The 18,297-nt window shown below is 42.7% G+C and carries 17 protein-coding genes; 12 read left to right on the top strand and 5 right to left on the bottom strand.

Features of this window, described 5'->3' with window-relative positions; genetic code table 11:
• Positions 1 to 8 precede the first annotated feature (8 nt).
• Positions 9 to 1,934 (bottom strand): sensor histidine kinase, encoded by a 1,926-nt coding sequence (locus O9300_RS17645; RefSeq protein WP_287973041.1) that lies wholly within the window; start codon positions 1,932 to 1,934, stop codon positions 9 to 11.
• A 91-nt stretch (positions 1,935 to 2,025) separates the two neighbouring features.
• Between O9300_RS17645 and O9300_RS17640 the strand changes: the two genes are divergently transcribed.
• Positions 2,026 to 2,706 (top strand): RibD family protein, encoded by a 681-nt coding sequence (locus O9300_RS17640; RefSeq protein WP_287973040.1) that lies wholly within the window; start codon positions 2,026 to 2,028, stop codon positions 2,704 to 2,706.
• A gap of 36 nt (positions 2,707 to 2,742) precedes the next feature.
• Positions 2,743 to 3,933 (top strand): GNAT family N-acetyltransferase, encoded by a 1,191-nt coding sequence (locus tag O9300_RS17635; protein WP_287973039.1) that lies wholly within the window; start codon positions 2,743 to 2,745, stop codon positions 3,931 to 3,933.
• A 28-nt stretch (positions 3,934 to 3,961) separates the two neighbouring features.
• Here O9300_RS17635 and O9300_RS17630 read toward each other — a convergent pair whose 3' ends face one another.
• Positions 3,962 to 4,546, bottom strand: a complete 585-nt coding sequence (locus O9300_RS17630) for a MiaE family protein (RefSeq protein ID WP_287973037.1) — start codon at positions 4,544 to 4,546, stop codon at positions 3,962 to 3,964.
• 28 nt (positions 4,547 to 4,574) lie between these two features.
• On the bottom strand, positions 4,575 to 5,096 hold the full coding sequence (locus O9300_RS17625) for a DUF3122 domain-containing protein (RefSeq protein ID WP_287973035.1): 522 nt from the start codon (positions 5,094 to 5,096) through the stop codon (positions 4,575 to 4,577).
• A gap of 270 nt (positions 5,097 to 5,366) precedes the next feature.
• Between O9300_RS17625 and glyS the strand changes: the two genes are divergently transcribed.
• The 9 genes from glyS to O9300_RS17580 all read left to right on the top strand — a co-directional run bounded on the left by glyS (position 5,367) and on the right by O9300_RS17580 (position 15,005).
• Positions 5,367 to 7,499, top strand: a complete 2,133-nt coding sequence (glyS, locus tag O9300_RS17620) for a glycine--tRNA ligase subunit beta (protein WP_287973034.1) — start codon at positions 5,367 to 5,369, stop codon at positions 7,497 to 7,499.
• Between the two features lie 105 nt (positions 7,500 to 7,604).
• Positions 7,605 to 7,802: a hypothetical protein gene (locus tag O9300_RS17615; RefSeq protein ID WP_287973031.1), complete on the top strand. Its 198-nt coding sequence runs from the start codon at positions 7,605 to 7,607 to the stop codon at positions 7,800 to 7,802.
• A gap of 18 nt (positions 7,803 to 7,820) precedes the next feature.
• A complete protein-coding gene (locus O9300_RS17610; RefSeq protein WP_044034869.1) occupies positions 7,821 to 8,210 on the top strand; it encodes a hypothetical protein in 390 nt (129 codons plus the stop codon).
• Positions 8,211 to 8,293: 83 nt separating this feature from the next.
• Positions 8,294 to 9,367, top strand: a complete 1,074-nt coding sequence (gene bchI, locus O9300_RS17605; RefSeq protein WP_287973029.1) for a magnesium chelatase ATPase subunit I — start codon at positions 8,294 to 8,296, stop codon at positions 9,365 to 9,367.
• A 70-nt stretch (positions 9,368 to 9,437) separates the two neighbouring features.
• Positions 9,438 to 10,859, top strand: coding sequence for an AAA family ATPase (locus O9300_RS17600; protein ID WP_287973027.1), 1,422 nt, complete (start codon positions 9,438 to 9,440; stop codon positions 10,857 to 10,859).
• On the top strand, positions 10,856 to 11,545 hold the full coding sequence (locus O9300_RS17595; protein WP_287973024.1) for a retron system putative HNH endonuclease: 690 nt from the start codon (positions 10,856 to 10,858) through the stop codon (positions 11,543 to 11,545). The genes O9300_RS17600 and O9300_RS17595 overlap by 4 nt, the downstream gene beginning before the upstream one ends.
• 74 nt (positions 11,546 to 11,619) lie before the next feature.
• Positions 11,620 to 12,708, top strand: coding sequence for a glycosyltransferase family protein (locus O9300_RS17590; RefSeq protein WP_287973021.1), 1,089 nt, complete (start codon positions 11,620 to 11,622; stop codon positions 12,706 to 12,708).
• A gap of 33 nt (positions 12,709 to 12,741) precedes the next feature.
• The gene (locus tag O9300_RS17585) at positions 12,742 to 13,029 is read left to right on the top strand and encodes a hypothetical protein (protein WP_287973019.1); all 288 of its coding nucleotides are present in this window, start codon (positions 12,742 to 12,744) and stop codon (positions 13,027 to 13,029) included.
• Entirely contained in the window at positions 13,014 to 15,005 is a 1,992-nt protein-coding gene (locus O9300_RS17580; RefSeq protein WP_287973016.1) for an ABC1 kinase family protein, read from the top strand. The genes O9300_RS17585 and O9300_RS17580 overlap by 16 nt, the downstream gene beginning before the upstream one ends.
• A gap of 90 nt (positions 15,006 to 15,095) precedes the next feature.
• On the opposite strand, the gene O9300_RS17575 is transcribed toward O9300_RS17580, so the two are convergent.
• A complete protein-coding gene (locus O9300_RS17575) occupies positions 15,096 to 16,400 on the bottom strand; it encodes a cytochrome P450 (RefSeq protein ID WP_287973014.1) in 1,305 nt (434 codons plus the stop codon).
• Between the two features lie 434 nt (positions 16,401 to 16,834).
• Entirely contained in the window at positions 16,835 to 18,031 is a 1,197-nt protein-coding gene (alr, locus tag O9300_RS17570; protein WP_287973012.1) for an alanine racemase, read from the bottom strand.
• Between the two features lie 172 nt (positions 18,032 to 18,203).
• Here alr and O9300_RS17565 point away from each other — a divergent pair.
• Positions 18,204 to 18,297: helix-turn-helix domain-containing protein (locus tag O9300_RS17565; protein ID WP_287972481.1), on the top strand; the 94-nt coding region annotated here is incomplete at its 3' end.

Raw genomic sequence — 18,297 nt, 5'->3', positions numbered from 1 at the left:
GAGATATTTTAGCTTTTAAGAGAGGGAAGAATCGGCAAAGATGAGTTTTCCTCTGGGGTAGAATCAAGCTTTCTTTCCCCCACTAGAGGAAGAATAATTTCTACAGTTGTTCCTAAACCTTGACCTTGACTAGAGATAGTAATATCTCCCCCCATCATTTTCATAAAATTCTTAGAAATAGCTAATCCCAAACCCGTACCGCTAAATTTTCTAGTTGTGGAACCATCAATCATCACAAAAGGACGGAATAATTTTGATTGTTGCTGGGGGTCTATACCGATTCCTGTATCGATGATAGTAATAATAGCCTGTGTATTTTCTAGGCGAGTTATTAAAGAAATTGTGCCTGTATCAGTAAATTTAATTGAGTTAGAAATAACATTCAAAATTACCTGTTTAAATTTAGTGGTATCAGCATAGACTATAGGAATTTCTGGACAAAAAAGTAGATTGAATTTTAAGTGCTTACGTTGCAGCGATGCTGTTTGTAAATTAATAACTTCATTGATAATTTGGTGTAAATCTACTGGTTCAAGATTAACGGAAAGTTTGCCCGCTTCTATTTTAGCAATACTGAGAATATCATCAATAATTTCCAAAAGATGTACAGCTGCATTATCCGCTTGTTGCAGATATTCTTTTTCCTCCTGCTCACTATTACAAAATCCATCCATAACGCAACGAATTGAGCCAATAATACCATTGAGAGGGGTGCGTAATTCGTGGGAAGTATTCGCCAAAAATTGGTTTTTTAATTGATTAGCATTTTCCGCTTCTTGCCAACTCTTAACTATTTCCTCTCCCCAAAGGCGTAAACGTTCGAGCATTTCCTCTAAGGCCGAGGCTAACTGATTAATTTCTCGAATATTAAAGTTCTGTGGTGTAATATTTTGTGAAGGAATTTTCTGAATATTTAAGGCATAATCTCGCAGTTTTTCTAAAGGTCTAGCTAAATCCCTAGTGATCAGTATAATAGCTACTAAATAAGCTAATAATAAACCAGAAATCAGATAAAAAATTGCCTCCCAAATTTGTTGCAGAGGAGCCAGAGCTTGGGAGAGGGGACTAATGGCTAAAACTATCCATTTTTGGGATGATTCTCCCGTAACTGGACTGGGGAGGGAACTATAACCTGCGACTAACTCTTTGCCATATTTCTCGAAAGAAAATAAATGGAGAAATCTCTGTTGACCTCTAACAGCATTAATGATGATTAGATTGAGGCGTTCAGCATCAGCTTCTTGACTGATATGGCTACCAATGCGATCAAAATAGGGATGAGCGAGAATAATGCCATTTTCAGAAATAACCACGGGATAACCCGATAAAGAACCGGGTAAAACCTTCTCACGGTAAAGTAGAGAAGTTTGCAGAATCAGACTAGATTGTAATTGTCCTTGATTATCGTAGATGGGAACAGCAAAAACTAATTCTAATTGACGATTATTATTGGGAGATTTTGTTAAAAGTTGTCGAGGTAAACTTCTAACTAAAACATTCTCGATATTCCCAGCAGAGCTAGTCCGTTTTTCTGTCCATCTTTCCAGGGGCAAAACTTTGATAATTTCTGGTTCACAGGCTCGATTTAATAAAGGTTTCTTGGTCTTAATATCAATTAATTCCACACAGTTAATCTGATTAGGAAGCTGGGCCGTGAATTGTTGTAAAAAAGCTTCTTTTTCGGCTAAGGTTCCCTGTTTTAAAACCAGACTTTCGCCCGCAGTGATAAGATTGGCCTGCAAAAATTGAATTGATTGATCAATATTGTCTGCTTTTCTGATGGCACTTTCGGTGAGATTTTGACGGGCCGTTTCCAAAAAAGCCGATCGCGCCTTACGATAGGTGACATAAACTCCCATAAGTAGTACAGGTACACTGACTAGGAGTAAGCGAGAGAGCAGAATACGACGAAAGGAGGATTGACCGATAGACATGGGCAGAAATCGGTTTGATTCTTGCTATCAAACTCTAGACTATACTAGCCTATTAACCAATCGGACCCGGTGATATTCCTCATCATTTGCCATGAATCGTCCTCACACCACCGTTATTTTAGCCATGAGTGCCGATGGTAAAATTGCCGACGCCTACCAGTCAGCGGCCAGATTTGCCTCTGCTACCGATAAAATGCGTCTAGAACAACATTTATCGCGCATGGATGCCGCTTTATTCGGTGCTAACACCCTGCGCGCTTATCACACCAGTCTTCCTATCCGTCATGCCGATTTTCTCGCATACCGTCAACAACGGGGATTATCTCCCCAGCCGATACAGATCGTTTGTTCTCATTCAGGCCAGCTTGATCCCCGGATGAAATTTTTTCAGCAGCCTTTCCCGCGCTGGTTAATCACGGCAGCGGAAAAAGTGGCGGCATGGGAAAATCGGGGTTTATTTGAGCTTGTCTTAGTCTGCGGTGATTGGAAGGCTATTTTTAGTCAATTTACCCCCCTAGGTATTAAAAAGCTGGCGATTCTGGGAGGAGGTGAATTAATTGCCTCTCTTTTAGCTGAAGATTTAATCGATGAAATCTATCTAACTATTTGTCCGTTGCTGTTAGGAGGCAATAAAGCGGCAACTCCCCTGGGAGGAACCGGATTTATGGCTGATTCTGCCAGAAAATTACAACTTTTGAGCGTGGAAACCGTGCAAGAAGAAATTTTCCTACATTATTCCCTTGAACGAGATTCCCACAAATCTCAAAACTAGATTACCTTAAATAAAAAGGTTGACTTATCTTGTCCCATGGTAGAACAGCTTAAACCACAATATTCTGTCGCTTGGATTGATAAAATGAGTGAGATTCCCCAACAAAAATGGGATGCTCTCGCTCAACCCCTAACTACTCCCTTTCTAGAGTGGGAATGGTTACATAATATCGAAACTTCTGGCAGCGCCACGGGACGCACGGGGTGGCAACCGGCTCATCTAACAGTTTGGCGCGGTGCTGAGTTAATTGCCGCCGCTCCTTTGTATATTAAAAGTCATAGTTACGGTGAATTTGTCTTTGACCATCAATGGGCAGATCTTTCCCATCGTTTAGGGATTGGATACTATCCGAAACTGTTAGGAATGACCCCTTTTACTCCGGCGGTGGGTTATCGTTTTTTAATTGCTCCGGGGGAAAATGAACTGGAGATTACTGCTTTAATGATAGCGGCGATCGATCATTTTTGTGACCAAAATCATCTGTCGGGTTGTCATTTTCTTTTTGTCGATCCCCAATGGCGAATTTTAATGGAAAATTTTGGCTTTACTCCCTGGTTACATCATAGTTATATTTGGAATAACAAGGGTTTTCACAATTTTGAAGATTATCTGACGGTTTTTAATGCTAATCAACGCCGCAATATTAAACGGGAACGGAAAGCGGTGACTAATGCGGGGTTAATTATTAAAACTCTGGCCGCCGAAGAAATTCCCCATCATTTATTCCCGTTAATTTATCGGTTTTATAGCAGTACCTGTGATAAATTTTACTGGGGAAGTAAATATCTGACACAGAAATTTTTTGAACAATTATATCCGAATTATCGTCAGCGAGTGGTTTTGATTACTGCCTACCAAAATGAAAAGGATACTAAACCGGTGGGTTTATCTTTTTGTATTCGCAAAGATACTAATCTTTATGGTCGTTACTGGGGCAGTTTTCAAGAGTACGACTGTTTACATTTTGAAGCTTGTTACTATCAACCGATCGATTGGGCAATTAGTCAAGGTATTACCATGTTTGACCCCGGTGCGGGAGGACAACATAAAAAAAGACGGGGTTTTCCTGCCACTGCTAATCACAGTTTACACCGTTTTTATCATGGCAAAATGACTCAAATTCTCCGTAATTATATCCAAGAAATTAATCAAATGGAACAGGAAGAAATTGAGGCAATCAATCAAGATTTACCCTTTTCTAAGAGAGAAATTGAGTTGAACGAGTAATTTAGATAGGGTTTGTCCTTGGGTGCAATCAACTATGAATACGAGGTTCCGGGTGCAGAGTAGTGAGAATTTCACTTTCGATCGCCCCTAGGGTTTCTAAACGTTGCTCGATCACTGTACGTTCAAAATAATCCGCTGCTAATAGCCAATAAATACCATAATGACGCGCTTCGGAAGCCATTAAACCGCGATAAAATTTGCCTAAATCGGGATCAGGACAATATTCTCCCAATAAACCTAATCTTTCGTGGGAACGCGCCTCGATTAAAGCTGATATTAACAGAGAATCCAAAAGGCGATCGGGTTCTTGGTGACGAATCTGGGCCTTTAATTTAGCACCATAAGGGGGAGAATTCAAGGGAGCGAGGGGAATTCCCCATTTATCCAACCATTGATTGACCTGTTCAAAATGTTCTAATTCCTCTTGGGCGATCGCAGTTAATTTCCGCACGAGGGAAGCGTAGGAAGGATAACGAAACATGAGATTTAAGGCCACTCCTGCCGCTTTTCGCTCACAATGGGAATGATCGAGCAGAATAATCCCTAAATTATTAATTGCCTGTTCTATCCAATCCTCAGAGGTGGCACTGACTAATAAATTAATCTTTCCCATCGTCGCTGATTCCAATTTGCTGCATCTTTCACCCTAACCCAAAAAGTCGAACATTTGCCGAAAAAAGCAGACTTTGCCATTCTAAAAGTACAGGAATCGGGATGTTAAGATGACGGGGAGCCTCTAGGGGTAGGGAAAGTTCGATCGCTTCAGTAACGGGTAGCTGCGGTAAGATATCCTGCATCTCGTATTGACCGACGTTAGCTGCTGGTGATTTTTCGGCAAAAGCATCCTTAGCCGCTAAAATTTCGCCTTTAGCTGTCGTTATCGTCAATCTTTCTCCAGGGAGAAACTCAATCCCTTCAGGAAATCCCACCAAGCGCAAACTAATTTCTAGGGTTTCCCCATCCTTAATTCGTTTGAACAACACCACCTGCCAAGGACTACCTGTATCATCGCGCAAACTTTGACGGGATTGATACAACAGCTGCCCCGGCCCTTCTAGCTGTTGTCGAGTTAGAGCTAGTGCAGACAAGGAAAAATCAATCTCAAAGCTGATAAACAGCAAAAAACTCACGAGAACACAAAATAATAATAGAAATCGTTTCATAACTTTATTGACATAACAGATAAAATATGATATAAACTTTGTCCCTTTAGCCAAGCTAATGCAATTGTATCGCCATATAGTTATACTAACATAATGTTTAAAAGGGATAGGAGAGTGGGCAGCGCCAGAGCTAGGTCGGGGAAGTTTGAGCATTTGTACTAAAATTTCCAATATGCAGTTTAAATGCAGTACAGCTGAGCAAAAACTAAGGACACGGCTTCTGTGATAGCCTAGATGATCGGTGAAGCATAAACACGGCCAATCAATCAGATGGATTTTTTACTGGAAGTCGGTACAGAAGAACTACCCGCAGATTTTGTCGATAGCGCGATCGCACAATTGCGGGAAAGAGTTAGCAAGAGTTTAGAGACGGAATCTCTGGACGCGACTGCTATTCAAGTTTACGCAACCCCGCGCCGTTTGGCCGTGTTAATCACAGGATTACCGAGGGAGCAAGAAGCTCGCAGCGAGGAGATAAAAGGACCGCCAGTTAGTGCCGCCTACAAAAATGGCAAAATTACCGCTGCTGGTGAGGGTTTTGCTCGAAAACAGGGAGTTAGCACCGCTGCTTTCTCCATTCGTGCCACAGACAAAGGAGAATTTGTCTATATTGAAAAAACGATTCCAGGTCGTCAAACAGCCGAGATTTTAACTGAATTAATTCCCCAATGGATTACCCGTTTGGAAGGAAGACGTTTTATGCGTTGGGGAGATGGAGATTTAAGATTTCCCCGGCCAATTCGTTGGTTATTAACTTTAGTGGATGGGGAAGTTTTGCACCTAGAATTAATTAATGGCTCTACCACTTTAACCAGCGATCGCTTAACTTTTGGTCATCGCATTCTACACCCGCAATCCTTAGCCATTAGTCACCCCCAAGCATATTTAACCAGTTTGCGATCAATTTTTGTGGAAGCGGATCCGCAAGCGCGTCAACAGATAATTACCGCTCAGATTAGCACCCTGGCCAAAAAACTCAAGGGAGTGGCAGAAATTCCCGCAGATTTATTAGCAGAAGTGACTAACTTAGTCGAATATCCCACGGCAATTGTCGGCAAATTTGACGATGAATTTCTGGAATTACCCCCAGAAGTAATTATTACCGTGATGGTGACACATCAGCGTTATTTCCCTGTCAAAACTCCACAGGGTTTGTCACCCTATTTCATCACTATTTCCAATGGCGATCCCCAGAAATCTGAGATTATCTCCGCGGGAAATGAAAGGGTTATCCGCGCGCGGTTAGCCGATGCCAGATTTTTCTATACTGCCGATTGTGATGAACCCTTAGATAGTTTTCTTCCCCAACTCGAAACCGTCACTTTCCAAGAAGAATTGGGAACCATGCGCGATAAAGTCGATCGGATTATGGAAATTGCCCAGATGATCGTCGAACAGTTAAATCTCGATGAACAAAGTCGCAGTGATATAGAATCCACTGCCATGCTTTGTAAAGCGGATTTAGTTACCCAAATGGTCTATGAATTTCCCGAATTACAGGGAGTAATGGCCGAAAAATATGCTTTAATTAGTGGTGAATCGGCTATAGTTGCCCGGGGCATTTTTGAACATTATCTGCCTCGCAATGCCGGGGATATACTCCCGGAAACAATAACCGGTCAAGTGGTGGGAATTGCCGATCGCTTAGATACTTTAGTCGGTATTTTTGGACTGGGAATGCTGCCCACTGGTTCCTCAGATCCCTTCGCTCTCCGTCGGGCTGCCAATGCAATAATTAGTATTATCTGGTCAGCCGATTTTAATATCAATCTTTTGGCATTAATTGAGCAAATAGCTCAGGATTTTGTCACCAGTCATCCCGATAAACCTAACCCGGCAAATCTGATTAAAGATTTCTTGTTACAACGTCTGCAAACTCTCTTAATTGATGATTTGAGGATAGATTACGATCTCGTTAATGCAGTTTTAGGGGAAAACGATCCAGAGTATAAGTCTCGCGCTTTAGAAAATTTATTAGATACCCGTGAACGCGCCCGCTTTTTATGCCAAATTCGTCAGGATGGTCAGTTAGCCAACATCTATGAAACCGTCAATCGCTCCACCCGTCTAGCACAAAAAGGAGATTTAGATACAACTACCCTAGAAGTCAAGGGAATCATCAATACGGAGTTATTTGAACAATCCTCCGAATCAGCATTTTATAACGCTTTAATTGCCCTAATTCCCGAAACTATCAGCGCAAGAGAGCAAAGAGATTATCAGCGTCTCGTCACTGCTTTAACAGCAATTTCTCCCCTGGTGGCTGACTTTTTTGATGGCGAAAATAGTGTGTTAGTCATGGCAGAAAAAGAATCTGTCCGTCGCAATCGTTTAAATCTGTTGGGTTTACTGCGAAATCACGCCCGAGTCCTAGCAGATTTTGGGGCAATTGTCAAGGGATAATTCAGTTATCAGTTATCAGTTATCAGTTATCAGTTATCAGTTATCAGATTTGAGTTTTCAGTGGACAGTGGTAATCAGTGAGCAGTTGTCAATAGACTACCTTTATTGATTCTCCCCATCACCCCATTTCCCCATTTCCCCATCACCCCACACCCCACACCCCACACCCTACACCCTACACCCCACACCCCACACCCCATCTCCCCACACCCCACACCCCACACCCCACACCCCACACCCCACACCCCACACCCCACACCCCATCACCCCATCACCCCATCACCCCACACCTCCACTGATTAATGCACACTGATAACTGAAATGGCCGATTCTGAACTACAGCAACAAGTCCAAAGATTACATCGACTGACGGTATGGGGTCGTTGGTTATTCGTGTTGGGTTGTTGGTTAGGGATTGGTTCGGCGAGTTTATGGGTTTTATGGGATGATATAGCCTTAATGCGGCAATATTTTACTTGGACAGCCCTTAGATACGCTTTAGCTTTCAATTACTGGCCTTCTATCGGTCTAGCCTTTTGTTTTGCCATTACAGGAGCAGTGTTAGTCTGGCAAAGTCGCAACATTATTTTAGGACTTTCCCCCAGAGAAAAACTGCGCTTAGAGCAACGGGTGCAGAAAATTCGGGCCGAAGGGTCGCGTCATCCCCTCTGGCGCTGGATCTTAAAAAGCAGGGAAAAAGACTTACAATGATAAAGCTTTGCTGAAAGCTGACGGCTAGAATCCCCACTAGATATAATTCTTTACTCAAAAACTCTTGACTTTTGAATCCACCTATGACCGTGACTCCCCAAGCTCCTCCGAAAACTCGCCGCGTGGTTTTTCCCTTCACCGCTATTGTCGGCCAGGAAGAAATGAAATTATCCCTAATGCTCAACGTCATCGACCCCAAAATTGGCGGGGTGATGATTATGGGAGATCGAGGTACGGGAAAATCGACCACCATTAGGGCTTTAGCCGACCTTTTACCAGAAATTGACGTAGTTGCTAACGATCCCTTTAATTCTGACCCCAATGATCCTGATTTAATGAGCGATGAGGTGCGGCAAAGGGTGGACGAGGCCATCCCGTTGACCATTGCCAAGAAAAAAGTCGCTATGGTAGATTTGCCCCTCGGTGCGACGGAGGATCGGGTCTGTGGCACGATTGACATCGAAAAGGCCCTGTCAGAAGGGGTAAAAGCTTTTGAACCTGGTTTGCTGGCCAAAGCTAACCGCGGCATTCTCTATGTGGATGAAGTCAATTTACTTGACGATCACCTCGTCGATGTGCTATTGGATTCGGCCGCTAGTGGTTGGAATACGGTGGAACGGGAAGGAATTTCCATCCGTCACCCGGCCCGGTTTGTTTTGGTGGGATCGGGCAACCCAGAAGAGGGAGAATTGCGCCCACAACTGCTCGATCGCTTTGGAATGCACGCCGAGATTCACACCGTCAAAGAACCACCTCTACGGGTCAAAATCGTGGAACAGCGTGCGGAATTTGATGGCAATCCCCTCTCGTTTTTAGAGAAATATAACTTAGAACAGGAAGAACTGCAAAGAAAGCTAGTGGAGGCCCAAAATCTTTTGCCTTCCGTGGAGCTTGATTATGAGCTGCGGGTGAAAATTTCCGAGGTTTGTTCCGAGTTGGACGTGGATGGATTGCGCGGCGATATCGTTACCAATCGCGCCGCTAAAGCTCTGGCCGCTTTGGAAGGACGGACAACTGTGACGGTAGATGATATCCGTCGGGTAATTGTTCTCTGTTTACGTCACCGTTTGCGGAAAGATCCGCTAGAATCGATCGATTCTGGTTATAAAGTCTTGAAAGCTTTTAATCGCGTCTTTGGATTAGAGGAAAATCCCTAAATCTAATTCACCCTCTCCCCGAAGAGAGGGTTTTTGACTGGATTTAGAGATGAAGGCCAAAAAGGGCTAGATGTGGCCAAATAAGCTAGAATTTTATCGATCGCTGTTATTCTCTGGGGGAATGTCCATGTGGGTTGAAAGTATAAAACTCGAAAACATTAAATGCTTCCAGAATCAAGAGATTAAATTTATTAGTAATCCCAATCAACGTCGTCAGGATGCTAAACCTTATCATTGGATCACTTTATTGGGAGAAAATGGAGTAGGAAAAAGCACGATTTTACAGGCTTTGGCTTTACTGCTCGCGGGACCAGAAGCAGCCAAAGAATTATTACCACGTCCGACTGGTTGGATATGTAATCCCAAGACACCGGGTAAATTAACCGCAGTGCTTCATCAAGAAGATGGGGATGCGGGAAAATATGGTTGGGATAAAATTCGAAAAACTTTTGCTTATTCCTATTTTGTTACAGGCAAGGAAAGGTTAGAATTAGGAGGCAGTAAGGACAAACAAACCTATACAGAACCAGCATTAATCGAAGAAAATAGCAAAATTTTGGGTTGGTTGCGAGCCAATGCTTTTGCCTCCGATAGTCGTGGTTGGTTTGCCGTCGGTTATGGAGCTTTCCGTCGTTTGACACGAGAGAATCAACGGAATGTTCCTAGTCTTGAACCCCCGCAACGCTCTAGCAACTTTTTCAGCCAATTTAATGAGGATACATCTTTAAGTTCTTTTGAGAGATGGATGGTGTATTTAGATTATCGAATAGCCAAAAATCCTGAAGATAGTAAATCCAAACAAATGAAAAAAATCGGCGAAGAAGCAATTACTAAACTGTTACCCGGTAATGTAGAAATTGCTGAAGTAACTGCCGATGCCTTGATTCAGTTTCTAGTTAACGGTCAAAAAGTTCCAACCATTAGTTTATCCGATGGTTTTAGGAGTATGATTGCTTTAGCCGGAGATTTAATTTGGCGATTATTACAATCCTTCCCCAATCTAGATAACCCCACAGAGGCTTCTGGAGTCGTCTTAATCGATGAGTTAGATATTCATTTACATCCTTCTTGGCAAAGGGAAATTGCTGGATGGTTACAGGAAGTTTTTCCCAAGCTTCAATTCTTTGTCGCTACTCATAGTCCTTTAATCGCTGCCGGTGCGGGGGAAAAGTCTTTAACCCTACGAATCGATCTGGTAGAGGGTGAATCAGAGATTGTAGAAATTCCTTATAAAGAATTAGCGGCTAATGTTGATCGTACTTTAACAAGTTCTGCTTTTGGTCTGAAATCAACCTTTCCCACTGAGACAGAAAATAAAATTAAGCGTTACCACCAACTAAATCGTAAAAATAAAAATCTGGCGGCAGCAGAAAAGGAAGAATATGAACAACTGTCATTATTTGTTGGAGAAGTTAAACCCTTTGGCGAAATTAGTCAACCTAATAGTTTAGAATCCCGAATTGATGCCTTACTAGAGGAGCGTTTATCTTGATTCCTGTCACCAGAATATCAGAGCCACGCGTATTAGCTAAAAATGCCGCTCGTTGGCTAGAGGCTTTAGAATCAATAAAATCAAACAACAAGGCAACTAAAGCTCAAATTAACCAAGCACAAAATAAATACAGTCATCCGCAAGTTAAAGACGCATTAGTTAAAATGTTTAATGGGAAATGCGCTTACTGTGAAAGTAAGATTACAGTGGTAACTTACGGAGCGATCGAACATTTTTATCCAAAAAGCCAGTATCCTGATCTGACTTTTACTTGGGAGAATTTACTGCTTTCTTGTGATAAATGTAATGATGCCAATCACAAAGGCACAAATTTTCCTCTCGATGATATCACAGGAAATCCTCTGTTAATAGACCCCACGGATGGAGTAACCGATCCGAATACACATCTTGAATTTATTTGGGATGAAATGGCAAAATTGGCCAGTGTTTATGGTCGGGATCGGCGTGGTCAAATTGTTGAAGATTTGTTCGATCTCAATGGTATGCGTGGACGAAAAGAATTAATTAACTATCGTAGTCAATATATTAAAAGGTTGTTAGCATTATTACGTTTCGCAAAACAAGGAGACTCGGAGGCTTTATCTTTACTGCAAGAAGCTTGTCAATCGGGAGCGGAATATTATGCTTTTGCTAGTATTTATATACTGCCTCATTTGCCTCCCTAAAATCAGGGGTAATTATTATCTACAGTCTGAAAAACAAAATTTCTCGCTTATTATTCTCACCCTACTTGATATTTATGTCTCGTCCTGTTGTTTATTTTGCCGTTACTAATCATGGTTTTGGCCATGCTGTCCGCAGTGCTTCGGTGGTAGCTAATATTATTGAACTTAATCCCGAAATTTTGCCGATATTAGTCACCACGGCCCCGCGCTGGTTATTAGATTCCTATATATCCGGAGAATATATTCAAAGACATCGGGGGTTTGATGTGGGGGTAATCCAATCGGATAGTTTAACGATGGATAAATTAGCTACTAAAGAAAAATTAGAACAAATAATTGCTCAATCAAGGTCAATTATTGCCAGTGAAGTTAATTTTATTAAAACTAATCGTGTGGGTTTAGTTGTGGCCGATTTACCGCCTTTAGCGGCACTAATTGCCAAAAGCGCGGGGCTTCCTTGTTGGATGATTGGTAACTTTGGCTGGGATTTTATCTATCGTGATTGGGGTGAAGAATTCACCAGTATTAGTGATTGGATTAGTGGTTGTTATAATCAATGCGATCGCTTGTTTAAACTGCCTTTAGCGGAAGCAATGACAGCATTTCCTCACATCACAGAAGCAAATTTAACCGGGGGTACACCCCGCTACAGTGAAGAACAATTGCGACAGGAATTTAAGCTAAATGCCCCCAAAGAAAAAACTATTTTATTGAGTTTTGGGGGGTTAGGATTAGAAGCAATTCCATATAATAACCTCGCCAGTTTTCCAGATTGGCAATTTATCACTTTTGAAAAAAACGCGCCCGAATTACCCAATTTAATCCGCTTACAGGATAAACCAGATCGGAGCTATCGTCCCGTGGATTTTATGCCCCTGTGCGATCGAATTATTTCCAAACCAGGATATAGTACCTTTGCCGAGGCTTTAAAATTAGAGGTTCCGATTGTTTCCCTAATGCGAGAAGGTTTCGCCGAATCAGCGATTTTATTGGCCGGAATTCAAGATTATAGTGATCATCAAATTATTAGCAGTGAAGAATTTTTTCAAGGTAATTGGGACTTTTTACGGCAAGCCCCCCAACCGCCCAGATTAAAGGTTAAACTGGCTAAAGATGGTGCAGAATCGATAGCGAGAGCTATCGTAGAATACTTTGAGAGGTAATAGTAATGATTAACTTAGCCAATTTAACCTCGGATGATTAGCGGTGAATTTAGTTATCGGTCAGCCGTCCCTAGTTTATTGAACAAAGTCCTAGAAATCAGCCAAATTACCGCCCTATTTTTTGACAATCACATTCGGGATAATCAGGGCAGTATCAGCCTCGAAATCGTCAAAAACACCGATAACCATCCGGAGAAAGTTGACGGCGAACCGGAGCCGAGAACTAGGGAGACAGAAACAAGATCGGGCAGAAAGCCGATACTTGTTACAATAGTTTACAAATCACCCTGCCCCGTCACCGAACTATGTCCGAACAGATGATCTCCCCAGAGACGCAAAACCCAGAAGCGATTACCGTTGAAGTGCAGCCGGTCCATATTCCCGAAGAGCATCGGGAAGATATCGGCCCCATGGATGACAACGTAGCCGAGAGTTGGCGCTACAATCCCCAAGTTATTAACGACTATTACCGTGGGCGACCTCTAGACGTTTTGGGGAGATTAATCGAAATTGCCCTGCCGGTTTTATCTTTTGTCATCGGTATCTGGTGGGATAAACTGCGGGGAAAATCGCCGAAAAATGAAATTAGACGGGCCGTACAATTGCGGGAAATGTTGACCAAATTGGGACCGACCTATATTAAGATCGGTCAAGCTCTCTCTACCCGCCCTGATTTAGTACCGCCTTTATATTTAGAAGAATTAACCACTCTCCAGGATCAAATTCCCTCTTTTCCTAACGAAATTGCCTATCGTTTTATCGAAGAAGAATTAGGTTATTCTCCCGAAGAAATTTATGCAGAATTATCCCCCAATCCCATAGCGGCCGCTTCCCTAGGACAAGTTTACAAAGGTAAATTAAAAACCGGAGAGAGAGTCGCCGTTAAAGTACAGCGTCCCGATTTGATTCGCTGTATAACTTTAGATGTGTATATCATGCGTAGTTTGGCGACTTGGGTGAAAGGTAATATTAAAAGACTTCGCTCCGATTTAGTGGCAATTACCGACGAATTAGCCAGTCGCATTTTTGAAGAAATTAATTATCTTCACGAAGGACAAAACGCCGAAAAATTCGCTCAACTTTATGGTCACATTGCCGAAATTTACATCCCCAAAATCTACTGGAAATATACCGGGAGACGGGTTTTAACCATGGAGTGGGTGGACGGCACAAAATTAACTAATATCAAAGAAATTCAAGCTCAGGGTATTGATGCCACCCACTTAGTTAATGTGGGGGTGCAGTGTTCTTTGCGTCAATTACTTGAACACGGATTTTTCCATGCAGATCCCCATCCGGGTAATTTATTAGCGACTCCCGACGGTAAATTAGCTTATCTTGATTTCGGCATGATGAGCAATATTGAACCCTATCAACGCTACGGTTTAATCGAAGCGGTGGTGCATTTAGTCAACCGGGATTTTGAGTCTTTGGCCAAGGATTACGTTAAGTTAGACTTCCTGTCACCAACTACCAATTTAGAGCCAATTGTTCCCGCTTTTTCGGAAGTTTTCGGTAATGCTTTAGGGGCGAGTGTGGCAGAATTAAACTTTAAAAGTATCACCGATAAAATGTCGGCGATGATGTATGAGTTTCCCTTTCGAGTTCCTGCCTATTATGCCCTGATTATTCGCTCGATGGTGACTTTAGAGGGAATAGCAATTGGCATCGATCCTAATTTTAAGGTACTTAGTAAAGCCTATCCTTACATTGCTAAACGTCTGCTCACCGATCCTTCCACGGAGTTGCGAGATTCCCTGCGGGATTTATTGTTTAAAGACGGTACTTTTCGCTGGAATCGTTTAGAAAATCTCTTGCGTAATGCTAAAGATTCTAATGATTTTAACTTCGAGAAAGTCACCGATCAAGCGTTAGATTTTCTCCTTTCAGACAGGGGTATATTTATCCGCGAAAAATTAGTTAATGAGTTAGTCAATGCGCTCGATAACTTCGGTCGTCGCACTTGGTTTAATCTCACGGTTAATTTCCGGGAACAGGTGGGTTTAGCGGTGCAAGAAACTCCCCCAGAATTGTTGGGTGATGCTAAGACTTTCGAGCATCTTCGCAACATCTTTAGTATTTTACAGGAAACAAAAGGATTCGATGCCATGGCTATGGTCCCAGTGATGACTAAACTAATCGCTAAACCGGAAACCCAACAGATGGGACAAAAAATTGCTGAAGGTTTGCTACAAAAATCCCTAGCGCGTTTAATTCGTTACTTAGTTCTCGAATTCGATACACCAAATCATCGGCAAAATGGAGAATTATCGAAAGCTTTACCCGCTGCCGATTAACCTCTGTTCGGTCAATAAATGCCGTGAAATTTATTTCACGGCTCCGAGAAAAACGTTAAACTGTTTTTAAAGTTTTTTTATCCTAGCCGATTAACGGGGTTTAAAGGTGACTTGTAAACCGTCGCGAGGATGGGGAGTGGGGATAGCGGTGAGGGTGAGATCTTGATTGGGGAGTAATTGCCAATCGTATTTTTGTACTAAACGGACGGCTAAAATTTTCATCTCTAAACGAGCGAATTCTTTGCCTATACATTCGCGTAATCCCGCACCAAAAGGGATATATCCGTAGGGTTTTTCCTCGGCTAAAAAGCGATCGGGATCGAAGGTTTCAGGACGAGAATAAATATTATTATCTTTATGGGTATTGGTGATTTGATACTGCACTATCCATCCTTTCGGCAAATGATAACCGTTAAATTGACAGTCTTCTATTACCCGACGGAATCCTCCTCCCACGGGTGGAGTAAAACGTAAAACTTCTTTTAAAACGCGATCTAAATAGGTCATCTGTTTGAGGGTATCGACGCTTAAAGGAGTGGATAGATCAAAATTAGTTATTTCCTCCAAGACAAGCTGAAAAATATCGGGATGCAGTGCCATTTGTAGGCAGAAAGTAGCGATAGCGGAGGTTAAAGTTTCATGACCAGCAAAGAGTAATAATAGCACTTGATCCTTTAATTCCGCTAAGGATAAACTTTGACCGTTTTCGTCTTTAGCTTGTAAAAGTATAGCAAGAGCATCTTGGCCGGGGTCATCATTTTTTTGTCTTTCTAAAATGATAGTTTTGATCGCTTGTAGTAATTCTTCTCGACAGCGTAATGCTTTGCCAAAAGCTGTCCAGGGAAGGGGAATGGGAAGGGTAAATAGTCCCGCACACCAAGTATCAAAAGCTTCTCCTAATTTGGTAGCAGAACCATGATCAAGACCGACAAATAATTTACAGGCGATATCGAGAGTATAGTTTCTTAATTCAGGATACCATGACAGGGTTTTTGCGGTTTGCCAACGCTCTAAATAGCGAGCGGTAATTGTTTCTACCGTAGGGATATAACTTGCTAGGGACCGGGGTTGAAAAGCTTGATAGATTAAGCGACGACGGGAAGCGTGGACATCTCCTGTATGCACCGCTAAAGATGCGCTGCCGAGGAGAGTTTTGGTACTTTTAGGCCAAGTTGCCGCAAAGTATTTATTCTCGTTGCTGAGGAGAAACCGGTTAGCTTCGGCACCGGATAAAATAATCGTGGGACTGCCAAAAATATGAGTACGGAAAAGTTGACCATATTTATGATGACGTTTGCTGGCAAAATCCCCATCGGTCAAAAAAGCGATTGTTTCTCCTAATAGGGGTAATCCGAAACTGCCGGGGGGTAGGGGTAAATCGTTGCTTATAGTCATCGCTGCCTCTAGGGTAAAACTAATCAGTTGCCGTCGATTAACCCTGTTTATTTTAACCTAAAGCGGCGGAGAATTGATCGCGCAATCTAGCCTAGCAATTAGCGATCGCACTCAGCAACGGTAAGTACCTAAGCAAAGTTAATTACACATCTCACCAGTCAGTCAACAGTAAGAATTGCCGCCAATTGACATTTTTTAAGATCACCGCCATAATTAGGGCTTGATCAATAAATCTGAAAACCTTGTTGGGTAAAACTTTTAGACTTTTTAGAAACCAAAAAGTAGCATATATGGGAGTGATCAGGGGGAAAATTTAGGTACTTTTTCCCTGAAAATTAGGTAATTGACCCCCTCAAAATCGCTAAAACCCTACACCCTACACCCTACACCCCACACCCTGCCCCCACCGAAAAACTTTTTGCCGCAAACCCTAATTAGCCGTTGCTAATAATAATTCGCGGCAAACGATGCTTAAACCCGCAGAGAATTTCCCAGGATATCGTACCTAAATCTCGCGCCCAATCGTCGGCGGTGATGCACTGCGGGCCGTCTTTACCGATAAGTGTGACGATTTCCCCTGTTTTTACCTCTGGAATCTCGCTCACGTCAATCATTAACTGATCCATGGTTATCGCGCCGATTTGGGGTACTAAACGTCCTCTCAGGGATACTTTTAAACGATTGGAGAGATTGCGGGGAATTCCATCAGCGTAACCGATACCGACCACAGCAATACGAGTATCTTTTGCCGCTATGTACTGATGACCATAACTCACTCCCGAGCCGGCGGCAATGGTTTTGACTTGGGCAATGCGCGCTTTTACTTGTAGCACCGGTTGCAAAGGGACTTTATCGGTGAGATGATCGGCAGGATAAAGACCGTAGAGAGCTAATCCGACTCTAACTCGATCGTAGTGCAGAGATCGATCGCTTAGGGTAGCGGCAGAGTTGGCTAAATGCAGACAGGGGGGATGATAACCTTTTGAGCTTAACTCGGCGATCGCTTGTTGGAATCTTTGCCGTTGTAACTGCATGATTTCGGGGTTGGGATCGTCAGCCGTGGCAAAATGGGAGTATATACTGGCAATTTTCAGGTTAGGAGCCTCTAAAACCTGTTCGACGAATTTTGTGCCGTTTTGCCATTGTGTACCTAAGCGAGACATCCCCGTATCTAGTTTGATATGGACTGGCAGCCGCTGCTCTAAGCGTCTCATCACGGTGGCAAAAATTTGCACCTGTTCGATTTGCACCAGGGTGGGTTGCAATTGCCAATGGGCTAAGGCTGCCACTTCTTCCGGGGTATTGACTGCCCCTAAAATCATAATTGGGGCAACGATTCCCGCTTCCCGTAGTTCGATACCTTCCCCGATAGTCGCGATGGCTAAAGATTGCGCTCCGGCTTCTAAAACGCTGTTAGCCACCTTAACTGCCCCGTGTCCGTAAGCATCAGCTTTAATTACCGCCATTAATTCCGTTTTTGGGGCTAATAAGGCCTTGACTTTTCGCACGTTTTGTTGTAAGGCGGAGCGATCAATCTCTACCCAAGCACGATAGCGAATTGCTTCCGACAATTGATAATCATGACGGTTTTTGGGCGGATTGATAATTTTTGGTTCGATGCTAAACGTCACTCGCTCACTCCTTTGCACGCATAACCCAATTTATCAAAAATGTCGGGGTAAAGACCATCGCTTTTAGCGACGGGATGAAACCCCGACCAAAATAGAACCGCAAAGCACGATTAAATCCTTGACAATTTAGCCTTGCATAGTTTACCATGGTAAATATAGTCTGGTAAACAAGATGTTAAAAGCGTTTAAGTACAGAATCTATCCGACCAGTGAGCAATCAGTTTTGCTCGCCAAATCGTTTGGCTGTGCTAGATGGTTTTACAATT

Origin of the sequence: Microcystis sp. LE19-195.1E (assembly GCF_027532095.1) — a bacterium.
GTDB lineage: Bacteria > Cyanobacteriota > Cyanobacteriia > Cyanobacteriales > Microcystaceae > Microcystis > Microcystis aeruginosa.
This window is presented reverse-complemented; position numbering and strand designations above follow the sequence as displayed.